This window comes from Streptomyces sp. NPDC030991 (assembly GCF_055571235.1).
This window is the reverse complement of record NZ_JBVIFR010000026.1, coordinates 90,322-103,320: the sequence shown is the minus strand read 5'-3', so window position 1 is coordinate 103,320 and position 12,999 is coordinate 90,322. Positions and strand designations below refer to the sequence as shown.

The window sequence follows — 12,999 nt, the reverse complement described above, 5'->3', positions numbered from 1 at the left end:
TACCCGGACCGGCCGCCCGCACCCTGGAACAACTACACGCCCGAGCGACTCCCATCGAAGATCGACCCTGACAGCTATTCAATTACAGGCCCCCGGCGGTGCCGGAATATTGGCGCTGGACCCCGGCGGAGGTGGTGCCCTTCTTGATGAAGCCAGTGTCGTCGATGATAAGGACACCGTCGTCCTCACCGAGCCTGCCGGCGACGTATTGCTGCAGGTCATCGCGGATGTCGTCGGGCTCCCACTTCGCGCCGGCCAGCAAGTGCTGCAGGCCGTCGGGAGTGGCGTGGCCTGCCTGCTCGGCCAGCTGCCAGCTGTTCTTCCGGGCGACCGGGGCCAGCAGCCCGCGTACGTAGTCACGCATGCGACGCCGGAGCTCCACCCGGCCGAAACGATGGCCGATGCTGATGAAAAGGTCGTCGAGCTCCAAGTCCCATTGCGCGGCACAACGCTCGGTCATCACGAGGAGACCCTGCCCTCGTCGCTGTCACTACCGGCGGCGTTGTCGCACGTTCGAGGGGCGGTCTCCGTGAGACCGTCCCTGACCATGCCCCGGCCCGCTACACTCCAGCCGCCCAGCCAAACCCACAGGTCAGACAGCGAAATCCTGCTGGAGTACTAAAGCGGCGGCGTTCCGGCTTCTCCGGGCTGCCAGTCTCCTCCGCACGGGCCAGCCAGCTTCACACCGTCCTCTTGTGCACACCCACCGCGTCAGCGACCAGCCGCACATGCGCCGTCGCCAACTCCCCCGACGCGCGCAGCCGCAGCAACTGGGCCACCGCAGCGGGCCTGAGCTCATCCCGATGCCGCCCCAAACCGCCATCCACGGCCCCAGGGGAACCACCGCCCGCCATCACCAGAGCCGCCCATCGCACCAGGAGCGAACCAGCAACCAAGCAGTGATCACAGCGCCAGCCCCCGGCCGTCAACTACCGCCCCACACAGGGCAGTTCACATCGCACCCACGGCAGGCGCGACGGAACAGACGCTAAAGCCGGCACCCCGGCCCCAGCCCCGCAGACCACCCGAGCGGGTGACAAAGCTCCACTCCACCTCCGCCCCCACACCCTCAAGAGATGAGGTGGCTTTGCAGGGCGCCGCATGGATGTGTCGGATGCCGCGTCGCGGTGAGCCGTAGGGGCGTGCCTTCGAAGATGAACAGGCAGTGCGACCCTTTTCTGTGACGGGCAGTCACTCTGGGGGAGGGCTGGTGGTCACTGTCCGAAGTGATCGACCCGGAGAGCTTGTCACATGCACGTACTGTGTGATTAATGTGTTTCTCCTGTGGCGCATCGGTAAAGATCGCGCCCGAAGACGCGGCCTGACGACCGCCTCGCGCCGGTCTGTCATGCCGCCACAACCTGGGTATACCGAACTGCTGCGAAGCAGCCTGTCAGGCACATGACCAAAACGGGCCGTGTTGTCGGCTCGTGAAGGATTCACGTTGCAACGCAGAAGATGGCAAAGCGGACGCGGGAAACAAAGACTTGCGTACCTCTCCCCGGCAGTAACTTCCATCACGGCTCTCGCTTTGATGGCGGGGCTGACCGCGCAGCCGGACGCCCTGGCCCCGGGGCAGCGAAACCGCGCCAGCACGGTCAGTGACTCGGAGGACTGGTACAAGGACACCGCAGCGGAGCAGTTACGGCAGGACCAGTGCCTGATGAGCGACGTGCTGCGGCTTGGCGGTACATCAATGGCCGCTACCGCGCAGAACGGTCTGAATCAGACACCGGACAAGCTGCACGAACTTGCCGACCGCGACTACTGGGACCACACTCCGCTCGCCACTGCCTACGAGACCGACAAGACCGCTTCGGCGAAGGCGCTGGACGACCTCGACACCTCAGTGGACAGATGGGAGGAGCCCGTCTCTGGCCTGGAGGGGCCACCGATCGACTTCTCGCCCGGCAGCTTCGACTGGCCGCCGGGAGCCGTTGACGGCGATGGCGAGAACTTCTATGAGCAAACCGGGCTTTGGCAGTGGACCGCCGACCGGCTCTGGAAGCAGGAAGGCGACTTTTACAAGGACCCCACCCCCCTCGCCGATGAAGCGACGAAGAAGGCGGTGACGTCGCTGGGCGAGCCGATCTACGGCGGTGGCACAAATGGTACGGACCCGCTGTTCGAAGAGAAGCAGGCGTACGACTACCTGACGAACTGGAGCCTGGAGCCGACCGGGGCGGACAACGCCCGGATCTTCCTGGAGTCGGGTGGCTTCCCCACGTCGGCGCCGCAGCCGGACAGTGCCGAGTTCCGGATCGCAGTCGAAGAGCTCAAGTCCCGGTTCGCCGCGTGCGCCTGGCGCGATCCGATCGACCCCAACCAGGTCCTCGGGGCCGAAGAGAGCACCGCGGCCGACGAGTGGCAGCAGGAAATCGCCTCGCAGACCACCCAGCGCAACGCGATCCTGGACGCCAACACCAACGCGACCCAGCGACTTGCAGCCGCATCGAAGGTTCTCGGCACCATGATTGGCAACTCCTGGGTTGCCGACCACACCACGCAGTGGCTCGATTACTGGTCACCCGGTGGTCTCGGCACGCTGGTGGACAAGGAACACACCATCCAGGTCAACGGGGCCGCGGGTAAGTGCCTGGACATCGAGGGCGGCGGGAAAGCCGACGGCACCCCGGTTCAGGTCTACACCTGCAACAACACGCTGCCCCAGGTCTGGGTGATCGAGGGGGGCGGGGCGGAGCTGAAGCTGCGCAATCCCATCTCGTCCAAGTGCCTCACGGCAAACGGCACAAAGATCCAGATCGCGGTGTGCAGCAACTCGCCGACGCAGGACTGGACGTTCAACCATCGCGCCCCGACGGCACTTCAGAACGTAGCCTCCGGCAAATGCCTGGCACTGGGCTCCTACACCAACGGGTCCAACGCGGGACTCGCCACCTGTGACGGCGGCACAGCCCAGCGGTACACCGTCAAGCCGAACGCGACTCCGCCACCCTCTCAGGAGGTCATCCCTCAGGCCCAGTTCGACAAGGCGAAGAAGAGCCTCAGCGCTGCTCAGGCGTCGGCGAAAGTTCAGATGATCCTGCTCAAGCAGCAGGCCACGGCAGCCCACGCAGCGGTCACCGCCACAGACAAAGCGGTGACGGCTGCCAACACCATCGCGGACGCCAACGGCGCCCCACGGGGCCGCGGACTCCTGGTCGCCCAGCAGAAGGCGCAGGTGACTCACGGCGTCGCGGCCGCACTGGATGCGCTCGTCATCGCCGGGCAGACGGCCGAGGCAGCCACCCAAGCCTCCGCTTCCGACAGTGCCACGATCGCGCAGCGGGCCATCGCGCAGGCGGCGCAGTCCAAGGCGGAGTTCCGCAAGGAGTCCGCGCAGTACGCCGAGCTGCAGGCCAAGTGGGCCATGGAATCGGCGAAGCAGCACCGGGACAACGCCAAGGTGGACAAGGAGACCGCCGAGGCCAACCTCCAGATCGCGCTCAAGGCCGAGGGCGACGCGAAAACGGCGGCGGAGGACGCGCACAAGAAGCGTCTGGCGGCCGAGGCCGAGGAGAAGACGGCCAAGGCGGAGAAGGAGACGGCCGCCGCCAAGCAGGCGGAGGCCGCCCGGCACCGTAAGGATGCCGAGGGCTACAACACCACGGCGCAGGAAGCCAACAAGAAGGCCGAGACGGCGGCCGGTACCGCGTCGGCCAGGCGCAAGGACGCGGAGACGGCGCGCGACAAGGCCGAGGCCAAACGGGACGACGCCTGGGATGCCGAGCAGAAGGCTGACGCGGTGCGGTCAAAGGCCGACGCGAAGGGTGCCTACGCCGACTCGCTGGACGCGGGGGAGGCGGCAACCGCTGCCCGCGCGGCCGCTGACGAGGCAGACCGCCAGGCCACCACGGCGGAGACGGCAGCGAAGAACGCCCGTACCGCGGCCGACGCCGCCACCCAGGCGGCAGCCGACGCGGACGCCGCGGCCACCCGCGCGGAAGCCGCCGCCGGCCGGGCCCGCGCGGACGCGGACGCCGCCCAGGCTGACAAGCTGGCGGCAGACGCCGCCGTGCGCACCGCGACCAGCGCTGCGGCAGACGCTATCGCCGCAGCCAAGCACGCGGCCGCCGAGGCCGCCCTGGCGGTCAAGGCCGCCGACGAAGCCGAGGCCCACGCCAAGGAGGCCAAGGGCCACGCCAACGAGGCGCTGAAACAGTCCGTCATCGCACGGGTCGCAGCGGCGAAGGCCGCCGGTTTCGCGTACACCACTGCACAGGCGGCGGTCGACGCCCGCGAGGCGGCATCCCGCGTCGCCGACCCGGCCAACGACGCCATCCAGCTCGGCTCCCCCTACGTCACCAAAGACTCAGCCGCCGGCCTCGTCGTCCTGGCCGGCCAGGGCGCCAAATCCATCGCCGACCAGCAAGCGGCGGTCGCCGACGCCCACGCCAAAAACGCCGTGGAAGAAGCCGCCCTCGCCAAGACCTTGGCCGACCAGGCCACAGCGGACTCCAAAGCCGCCCTCCAGGCAGCAGCCGGCGCAGCCGCGTACGCGTCACAGGCGCGCGGCTACGCCAAGGAAGCCCTGGGCTACTCCGCAGCCGCCGCCCTGGCCGCCTCCAAGACCACCCAGTCCCTGACCCGCACCATCGAATACGACCGCCAGGCCACCGCCGACGCAGCAGCCGCCGACGCAGCAGCCGGCCGCGCCGAAGGCTACGCCACCGACGCCCGCAACTCAGCCGACACAGCAGCCCTGGACGCCGACGCAGCCCGCGAAGCCGCCACCCAAGCCGAAACCGCAGCCAAAGACGCGCGAGAGGCGGCAGACCGAGCAGACACAGACGCAACCGCGGCCGAAGAAGCCGCCAAAGACGCAGACACCTACGCCACCGAGGCGCAGAAGACGTCTCAGAAAACTGAGACAAGACAGAACAACGATGCGATATCGGGTGGCGCCACGACCGGAATCGGCAACGTTTTCTACGTCAACTCCCTTGAGATGGTGGGGGAGCCAAAAAACGTCAAGAAGGATAACTGCAACCCGATCGTCCACTTCGGTGATTGCGTTGTAACAGCAACCGTTCGTGCTAGGGCTAGCGTAGACGTCTACCTGTGTACTGCGCTGCAAATCCCTGCGGAATTGTCCGGCTGCCCGCGAGATGAAACGCTCTTCTTGGATTCCATCCCAGCAGAGGAGCAGGAGGAGGAGGTCACGCATGTGATCTCGATGGTCGATTTCAACTCAGGAATCGACCCCGTGAAAATCCTTCTCGGCGATTACATCAAGTGCGCCGAAAAAGTTCTTCCGGGCGGTGCAGGCGGAAGCCTTGGGGGCTGCGGATGGGTCGCCTTCGACGTGGCCTCGATATTTTCCGGTAAAGCCATTAAGGCAATCGCGGACAGCATTAAGGCTGTCGATTTTTCCCTGCGTACGGGCAGCGGTTTCCGGGAGGCATATGCAGCGCTTAAGGCTGTCGATGGTGTGAACCCCGCTGCGCTCGCCGATGTCGGGCGTACGGTCGCCGCGTACACGGAGGACGCACAAGCGGCCTGTCAGGCTGCAGATTCCATCACAGCGCTGAGAGCGGCAGTAGTATCTACCTCAGCCGCCGGCCCGGTCTGCAAGTTCTGGAAGCTGACCGAGTTCGAGGGGCAGCGTGTTTACACGCGCGATGACCTAATCAAGCCGGATTATGTCTCACCTAACGACAACTACGGGCGAACGAACCTGAAGCGGATGACTCAAGGGTTGGCCCCGATGGGACCCGACGACCAGCCCATGAATCTGCACCACATGCTGCAGACCCAGGAGGGGCCGATCGCCGAAGTCACCAAGAAAATGCACCTCGACGAGAACTATCATCAGCTCCACTGGAAGTCCGGCACAAAGATTCCCAGCGGAATCGACCGGCCCGAGTTCACGAAGTGGAAGACAGCCTACTGGAAGGCTAGAGCGAAGGGATTTAGTGGATGACAGAAGCGTTGGAAGCAAGCCGTCGAGTGCTCAAAATCATTCGCGCCAACGAGGAGATTTCCAATCACGGCGCAGGCTGTGACGAGGAAATGCTAGCGGCGGCTGAACATGAGCTGGGGCTCACCTTCCCCCCCTCCTATAGACTCCTTCTCAAGGAGTTCGGGACATGGGACATCGGGGGAACGGAATTTCCTGGCGTATACCGGGTTGCCGCTCGAGGGGGAACCCTCTTGGGTACAGTTCAGGAGACACTGTCCGCTAGGCGCGAGCTAGATCTTCCGTCGGAGTTGATGGTCGTGAAGACGGATGATGTATGGATGCTTGTGGTCCTGGACACCTCTAAGCCGGACCAGTATATGGAATATCCGGTCTACGCATGGAATCCGGGACTTCCCGGACGCGAGTCGCTGGAACGGATTAGTGACAACTTCGGAACATTCGCTCTGGAAGAATGCCAGCGGTCTGTGTTCTAGTTGATCCGAGGTGAGCCGCCTCTCGAAAGCGGCTCACCTCGTCCGCCTCTATTTTACGGGTAGAGCAGCGAGCTGCTGCCCGGATCGCGATGCCCGGGTAGGCTGAAGGAATTGATTATGGGACGTGATCTGCGCATTTTGCAGAGTTATTTCTTGCCGGGAATGGTGTCATCGATTATTCCGGTGCGCATCCGGCGTAGCCGCCCACCACGCATGTGACGGCCGAGTTCCTCTGCTTTCAGCGGTTTTGTTTACGGCTGGCCAGCGCCGCCATCAAAGCCAGAATGAGTCCGCCCGCAATCGCAACTGCCCCGAAGATGATAGGCAGCGTGTCCCCGGTCGTAGCACTGGCAACGCATCCACAGGCGCCCGCCAGTACCGCAATGACTGAGAAAATGAATGTCTTCCGAATCGCTTTGTTTATCATGGGTTCTCGCCTCCCGCCCTGTGCGTTGTTTCCGACGTTGCTGCTTGCCACAACGTCTGGACTGAGGGGCATCAGCCCAGACGTTGGGTCACGCCGACGGTTTCACCCGTGCGATAGATGCCGGTATCGCAGACAACGGCAACTGCTCCGACCGTGCAGCCTGTGACTCCGCCCCATCCACCGGCACAGCAACCCGGTGGACGACAAAGTCCCCTTTACCGCACGCGACTGTTCATCTATTTCTTCCACCGGAACAAATAGATAGCGATGCCCACCAGAACAAGGAACCCGACGGTGAAAATTAGGGCCGAATTACCATCATGCAACATTGGCGGAGCGGAAAGGGACCACATCACCCCTGACCTTTCCTTTCACTGAACCAGCCAATCGGAATAAAGAGCACACCTGCCGCGATGAGCAGCCACCCGAATACGCCTGTTGATCCCTCTGCCGAGATCAAAAGCTGCTGCCCGCGTGCCGCCTTCGCGGCCTTCTGTGCCGGGGTCTGTCCCACGCGCGGATCGTAGAACCTGGCCTCCGGCGGCCGACACACGCCACGCGCACCAGGTACACCCGAGCAGTGGCGCGCGGAAGCGGACCGGGGCGCGCACGGCGCGATGAGTTGCGCCCGAACGGGACAGCGCCCAGGGGACGGAGATTTCTCCTCCCCCGGGCGCTGTCCCGTTCGGGCGGGATGTCGCAGGTAGCGAACGTGGTCAAGGAGCGATGCGTGCCGCCCGGAGCCGCTATCCAACCCGGTCAAGGAGCGATGCAACCTCCCGGACTGGCCCGGCATCCGGTGCACAGCATCGGATGCTGTGCACTCCCCATCGCGATGTCGCGCATCGGATGTGGTGCATCGTCCGGACATCGGATGCGGTGGCGGACATCGGGTGCGCTCCACTGAGCCTCCGCCAACCTGAAAGTCCCAGGTCAGCAGGGCTGGTGTGACCGTGTTCCGGGGTGCTCGTGCTGGTCGTGGGCGACAGTCTGTGGAGTAGATCGTCTGCCAGCAGTGTTGAGGCTCTTCAAACGATCAAAGTTGCCTCATCCCCACCTGCTTGGTCCGGTGTCCAACGCACCGGGAGAGTTGCACCGGGCATCGACGGTAGGGGCTCAGGCAGTGCCCTCGTTTGGCTTGTCGAGGACGGACAACTCCTGCTCGGTCAAGCGCGGGCTTCCGGCGGCGATGTTCTCTGCGAGGTGTGCCGGGTTCGCGGTGCCGGGAATGGCCAGCACGTGGGGACCGCGGTGGAGGGTCCAGGCGAGCCGTATATGGGCCGGCGTCGCATCGTGGGCGCGGGCGACGGAGTCGACGCGCGCGTCGTGCTCCTGGTCTGCGGCTGCCTCGCGCCGCAGACCAGAGACCGTGAAGAACGGGACGAAGGCGATGTCCTGCTCCCGACACAGGTCCACCAGCCCGCTTTTGTCAGCGCGGCGCCAGTCCAGGCCGTAGGAGTTCTGCACGCAGACTACGGGCGCGATCGTTCGGGCCTCGGCCACATGCTCAGGCAGGACAGCGGAGAGCCCGAGGTGCCGGATCAGGCCGGCCTCGCGCAGTTCGGCGAGGGCTCCGAAGTGCTCGGCGACCGATGCCGTGCCGGGGCCGTTGGCGCGCAGGTTCACCACGTCCAGGTGGTCTCGGCCGAGCTGGCGCAGGTTCTTCTCGACCTGGCCGCGCATCTGGTCGGGGCGGGCCATGCCACGCCACTCGCCGGAGGGATCACGCGCCGGGCCGACCTTCGTCACCACGACCACGTCGCCGGACCAGGACACGAGGGCGCGATTGATGAGCTCGTTCGCGGACCGCAGCGGCGAGAAGTAGAAGGCGACCGTGTCGATGTGGTTGACACCCTGCTCGAACGCGCTGTGCAGCAGGCCGACGGCGAGATCGCGGTCGATCGGTGTGCCATCGGAGTTCCCCATCATGCCGTTGCCCGTCAGCCGCATCGCTCCGTAGCCGATGCGATTCACCTCTAGGTCCCCCAGCTTCCAGGTCCCTGCTGCCGCCGCTGCGCTCACCGTGCTCCTTCGCCTGTTGGTTCATGAGGTCCTGGAGTATGGGGCTGCCACGGTGCGCTGCGACAGGTCAAAGGGCTGGGCGAAACGTCACATCTCCATCGGGACCTCACCGCCGCCGCAAAGCCGTTGAACCTTTCGGGAGAAGGTCAGTCTGTCCCGTGCTAATCAGCGGTTGACTTCGAGGTTCGTTAGAACGAGCAGGGCGCGCAGGAGGCGGGTGGCGCGGGTGGGGTCGGCACGGAGTTTGCTGAGGATCCGCCAGTTCTTGAGGTGGGCGAAGCCGTGCTCGACCGGTGCGTGTCCGACGGCGAGTACCCGGTTGGCTTCCTTCTCGCCGGGAGTCAGCTTGTGGGTGCGGCTGGCGTGGAAGCCGGTGACGATCACGGGGTCGAGTACGTCGTTGTCCAGGCCGCGAAAGCCGAGGTCCGCGAGGGCGCCGAGGCTGGCGGCGCGCAGGTGGGCCAGGATGTGGTCGTGGCGGGCGGCGGTGTTGTCGTGGGTGCGGCCGGGCCGGGCGGCGGAGATCCAGACCAGACGGCCCCTCTCGTCAGTGAGGGCGAGGAAGTGCAGACCGTGCTGGCGGTGCTTGCCGGAATAGTTCTTGCGGTCGGCTTTCCCGGTGCGGCGCTGGGTATGGACGAGGGTGCCGTCAATCAGGACGACCTCCCCACCCTGACGGGCGATCTTCTTCAACGCGCGGTCCAGGCGCGGGGCCCGCGCGGTGAGCAGAGCGATCACCTCGTCGCGCCAGCGACGGACGGTGGACTCGGAGACGTTGTTGCCGCCGGCCATGTCGGCCAGGCGCTGGTCGTGGCGCAGTACGGCCAGGACGATCACCGCGATCTTTCCGGGCGGCAGGATCCGCCACCTGGACCGGATCGCCTTCAGGTGGCGCCGCAGCAGGTCGGCGAGGGGGTTGACGGTGCGCGTGGACAGCGACAGACGGCACTGATAGACAAGCGGGCAGGTGTCCTCGGTGTGCTCTTTGGTTTTGGTCACACATTTCCAACAGCCGCCGGGGGCACCCCGGTTACGCCCGCTCGGCACCGCCCACGGGCAGTAGCTTCCGTGGTGTCACAGCCGGGTGGTGAACCGGCCGTCGGGCTGTTTCCGCAGCCAGCCGCGGTCGACCAGTCTGACCAGTTTCCCGCGCAGCGGCTCCAGCTTGCTCCTCACGCTGACGTCCACTCCCAGCACCTCGCCGACCTGCCGGGCCATGACCGGACCGGCGGCCTGCCGCACGACGGCCAGGATCCGCTGGTAGTCCGGTGGGAGCGCCGTCTCCTCCACGTCTGGCGCGCGGTGGGGGATCATCATCACCGCCCGACCGCCCACCTGCCCGGGCGTCGGTGCGAACGCGGCCCGCTCCTCGGCGAGCTGCTCGCTCATCCGCTCCAAGACCTTCTCAGCAACGGCGAGTTCGTCGCGCTCGGCCCGTACCTCCGCCAGCTGCTTGGCCAGCTGTTCTTCGAGTTCGTCCAGTTCCGCACGCCGTGCGGTGATCCGTTCCAGCAACTCGGGATCCATACACCGGATCGTAGAAGGCCGCTCGCCCGCCGCGAGCGGGAAACCGGCAAGCCGCCCCGTGACGGACAATCTACGCCACAGACTGTCACCCACGACCAGCACGAGCACCCCGGAACACGGTCACACTAGCCCTGCTGACCTGGGACTTTCAGGTTGGCGGAGGCTCCGTGGTCTCCACTCCCCCGACAACGGTCCACTCACAAGGCGCGCGGTGGAGTCCACCGTGTCCACTCATCCCCGGCGGCGGCCCCGTGCGGTGCGCCACGGGTTCGGCCGGCCAGCGGGGTACCGCCGTGAGCGGGAGCGGCGCCGAACGGGTGGCAGCTTCGGGCGGTGATCTGGGGCGAGGTCAGCTGTGCGGTGTCGCTGCGGCATCTGCGCAGCTACTGGCCGACGCCGTGGACGTCTTCCCGGTGGGCGAGCGGGACGTGGAGGTGCAGCGGCTGTTCGATCTGGAGGGCAGGGAGCGAGCTGACGTCTCGTCATGTGCGGCTGCTGGCACAGGGGTTGGGGACGACGGAGCGGGCGGTGTGGCGGTGTGGCGGTGGCTGAAAGTGACACCGTCACCTACGGCAGCGAGCCTCATTTGATCGAGCACGTACAACGGATCGGGCACCCGCCACGCGGGTCTGCTCGCCGCCCAGCTGATCAGCCACAGCGTCCAGAGCGAGCAACTCGCTGCGATACGGCTGAGAGACCTCGTGTCCGACGCGACCGCGCCGGCACTCCCCCACCCTCCGCGGGGGCCCTACCAGTGACCGTTGCCGACAGCCGGTACCGGTGTGGGCCCGGCCCCTTCTGATCGCCGCGCGGGCCTGGCAGTACCTGAGCGGACATCGATACGGAATCCGGCGCTTGTTTCAGCACCTCAACTTCCATCACCGACTCCCCGACTTCGTCGGGAAGTGGCTACGGGGTGGGGCTGGGCTGGTTCAGGGTTAGACGTCGAGGACGCGGACGCCTGCGCCGTCCCAGTCTTTGGGGGTGGTGGTGACCACGCGGGCGCCTTCCGGCCGCTCGGGATCGGGTTGTGCCACATGCCGGGTGTGGGACCAGCCCAGGGAACGGGGTTGGCCGGAGGCGGCGAGGACGGCTGCCAGATCCAGGGCGTGGAAGACGATCTGGTCCAGCATGGCGAGGTGGCCGGCGACTCCGGTACGGGCGCGGTCAGCATCGGCAAGCGCGGCCAGGGCGACGTGGACGCGCCAGCTGTCTGTGGCGGCAGTTTGGTGCAGGATCCGGGAGACCAGGATGTTGCCCGAGCCCAGGGCGAGGAGGGCGCTTTCGTCCAGGACCACATCGACGGTGTGGGTGGGAGGGGTGGAGCTCACGCGGTGTCGCCGAGTCGGCGGGCCAGTTCGGCATCAGCCGCCTGGTCCTGTTCGGGGGTCGGGGTGTAGCCCGACATCTCGTGCAGGACCGCCAGCGTGCGGGCGGTGCGTTCGGCTCGTTCGCTTGCGGTCGGTGTGTGTGCGGCGAAGTCGCTGACCAGCTGCGCGATGCTGGTGCCTTTCTCGGCGGCGAGAGCGGCGAGCCTGTCCCGGACGGTGTCCTCGACCTTGATCGTCGTGTGAGCCATGACGAAAGAATACATCAGGTATACTGCCGGGATGGGTGAGTCTGCAGACCGGTCACATACGGTCACGAATGCCCCTCATCGAGCGCAGCTACGGCGACGACATCTACGAGTACCGCTACGGGGTGGCACAGCCCTGCGGACTAGCGCCTGGAGGGTGGGACGGCTGGTATGCCCGGTGACGGCGCCGTGCGCGTAGGCGCGGTGTTCTCGTGGAAACCAGCGGCGAGCGCTCGGTGCGATGCGTCTCAGGTGAAGTGGGTGATGAGCATGAAGGCCACCATGCACAGGAACAGCGCCCCCACTATGCGGGTCATCGTGTAGCCGGCCCGGGTCGGCTCTGTGGCGTCGTAGTCCTTCACGAAGGGGCGTTGCAGGGGGCGGTTCGCTTTCCAGAGCAGCTGGGGTCTGATGAGCTGGATCAGGCCCATGACGGCGAAGAAGCAGAGCAGGACGACGATCATGGGCTCTCCCGTTCGGGTCCGCAGGTATCTGTGTGACCCGCTTACCCCCGTCTTGCGGGTTGCTACGCCGCCGTCTCAAGGGGGGCTTTCTGCCCTCAGTGATCGCCTCGGTCGTCCGTCCTTGCCCCGGCGAAGCAGCGGGCCAGTGCGCGGCCGAACCAGTTGCCGGCGGCTGCTTGCAGGAGGGCGACGAGCAGGGTCAGTGTGATGGTCACGGTCGCTGAGGCGGGCAGTCCGGCGAGTCCCGCGGTCGTGCGTGCGGTTCCGCCGATCGTGTCCCCCGATAGCGCGCGTACGGCGAGCAGTGCGGCCCAGGGCAGCGGTCCGAGCAGTAGCAGTAGTGCGGTGGTGCGCAGGAAGCCGTGGCGGTGCCAGGTGCTGTGGACGCCGAGGGCTACGCCTGCCGCCAGGGGCAGGTACCACTGGTCTGCCCAGGCTCCGAGGGCTACGGCTATGACGGCTATGGCTGTCAGCGCGGTCAGTGCCGGTGTGGGCAGCGGGAGTTTTCCGGCTTGCCGTTTTCTGGGGCCGCTTGCCGTTTCCTCGGTGGTCTGGTCCGGGGTTTCCACGGCGGTTTCGATCGTCAT

Annotated in this window: 11 protein-coding genes and 1 pseudogene; 2 read left to right on the top strand and 10 right to left on the bottom strand. The window is 66.1% G+C overall.

Going from position 1 to position 12,999, the window contains the following annotated elements:
• Positions 1-91: 91 nt before the first annotated feature.
• Positions 92-460: pseudogene (locus tag ACZ45E_RS34545) on the bottom strand (transposase); the annotation flags it as partial.
• Between the two features lie 1,074 nt (positions 461-1,534).
• On the opposite strand from ACZ45E_RS34545, the gene ACZ45E_RS34540 reads away from it, so the two are divergent.
• Together ACZ45E_RS34540 and ACZ45E_RS34535 are read left to right on the top strand one after the other, a co-directional pair.
• Positions 1,535-5,923, top strand: a complete 4,389-nt coding sequence (locus tag ACZ45E_RS34540) for an HNH/ENDO VII family nuclease (protein WP_468228789.1) — start codon at positions 1,535-1,537, stop codon at positions 5,921-5,923.
• A complete protein-coding gene (locus tag ACZ45E_RS34535; RefSeq protein WP_468228787.1) occupies positions 5,920-6,396 on the top strand; it encodes an SMI1/KNR4 family protein in 477 nt (158 codons plus the stop codon). The genes ACZ45E_RS34540 and ACZ45E_RS34535 overlap by 4 nt, the downstream gene beginning before the upstream one ends.
• Before the next feature lie 238 nt (positions 6,397-6,634).
• Here ACZ45E_RS34535 and ACZ45E_RS34530 read toward each other — a convergent pair whose 3' ends face one another.
• From ACZ45E_RS34530 to ACZ45E_RS34490, 9 genes are all read right to left on the bottom strand, one after another.
• Positions 6,635-6,823: a hypothetical protein gene (locus ACZ45E_RS34530; protein ID WP_468228784.1), complete on the bottom strand. Its 189-nt coding sequence runs from the start codon at positions 6,821-6,823 to the stop codon at positions 6,635-6,637.
• 352 nt (positions 6,824-7,175) lie between these two features.
• A complete protein-coding gene (locus ACZ45E_RS34525) occupies positions 7,176-7,337 on the bottom strand; it encodes a hypothetical protein (RefSeq protein WP_468228782.1) in 162 nt (53 codons plus the stop codon).
• 602 nt (positions 7,338-7,939) lie between these two features.
• Entirely contained in the window at positions 7,940-8,845 is a 906-nt protein-coding gene (locus tag ACZ45E_RS34520) for an aldo/keto reductase (protein ID WP_468228779.1), read from the bottom strand.
• Positions 8,846-9,010: 165 nt separating this feature from the next.
• On the bottom strand, positions 9,011-9,844 hold the full coding sequence (locus tag ACZ45E_RS34515; RefSeq protein WP_468228776.1) for a transposase family protein: 834 nt from the start codon (positions 9,842-9,844) through the stop codon (positions 9,011-9,013).
• A 75-nt stretch (positions 9,845-9,919) separates the two neighbouring features.
• Entirely contained in the window at positions 9,920-10,372 is a 453-nt protein-coding gene (locus tag ACZ45E_RS34510) for a hypothetical protein (RefSeq protein WP_468228773.1), read from the bottom strand.
• A gap of 938 nt (positions 10,373-11,310) precedes the next feature.
• The gene (locus ACZ45E_RS34505; RefSeq protein ID WP_468228771.1) at positions 11,311-11,703 is read right to left on the bottom strand and encodes a hypothetical protein; all 393 of its coding nucleotides are present in this window, start codon (positions 11,701-11,703) and stop codon (positions 11,311-11,313) included.
• On the bottom strand, positions 11,700-11,951 hold the full coding sequence (locus tag ACZ45E_RS34500; RefSeq protein ID WP_468228768.1) for a hypothetical protein: 252 nt from the start codon (positions 11,949-11,951) through the stop codon (positions 11,700-11,702). The genes ACZ45E_RS34505 and ACZ45E_RS34500 overlap by 4 nt, the downstream gene beginning before the upstream one ends.
• A 245-nt stretch (positions 11,952-12,196) precedes the next feature.
• Complete coding sequence (locus tag ACZ45E_RS34495) at positions 12,197-12,412, bottom strand: DUF6199 family natural product biosynthesis protein (RefSeq protein WP_468228765.1); 216 nt, start codon at positions 12,410-12,412, stop codon at positions 12,197-12,199.
• A gap of 95 nt (positions 12,413-12,507) precedes the next feature.
• On the bottom strand, positions 12,508-12,999 hold the full coding sequence (locus ACZ45E_RS34490; RefSeq protein WP_468228762.1) for a hypothetical protein: 492 nt from the start codon (positions 12,997-12,999) through the stop codon (positions 12,508-12,510).

What these genes read in the sequence shown, in the direction of transcription:
- ACZ45E_RS34490 (WP_468228762.1), bottom strand. Translation starts at nt 12,999, where the DNA reads ATGACGATCGAAACCGCCGTGGAAACCCCGGACCAGACCACCGAGGAA.
- ACZ45E_RS34540 (WP_468228789.1), top strand. Translation starts at nt 1,535, where the DNA reads ATGGCGGGGCTGACCGCGCAGCCGGACGCCCTGGCCCCGGGGCAGCGA.
- ACZ45E_RS34495 (WP_468228765.1), bottom strand. Translation starts at nt 12,412, where the DNA reads ATGATCGTCGTCCTGCTCTGCTTCTTCGCCGTCATGGGCCTGATCCAG.
- ACZ45E_RS34535 (WP_468228787.1), top strand. Translation starts at nt 5,920, where the DNA reads ATGACAGAAGCGTTGGAAGCAAGCCGTCGAGTGCTCAAAATCATTCGC.
- ACZ45E_RS34500 (WP_468228768.1), bottom strand. Translation starts at nt 11,951, where the DNA reads ATGGCTCACACGACGATCAAGGTCGAGGACACCGTCCGGGACAGGCTC.
- ACZ45E_RS34510 (WP_468228773.1), bottom strand. Translation starts at nt 10,372, where the DNA reads ATGGATCCCGAGTTGCTGGAACGGATCACCGCACGGCGTGCGGAACTG.
- ACZ45E_RS34530 (WP_468228784.1), bottom strand. Translation starts at nt 6,823, where the DNA reads ATGATAAACAAAGCGATTCGGAAGACATTCATTTTCTCAGTCATTGCG.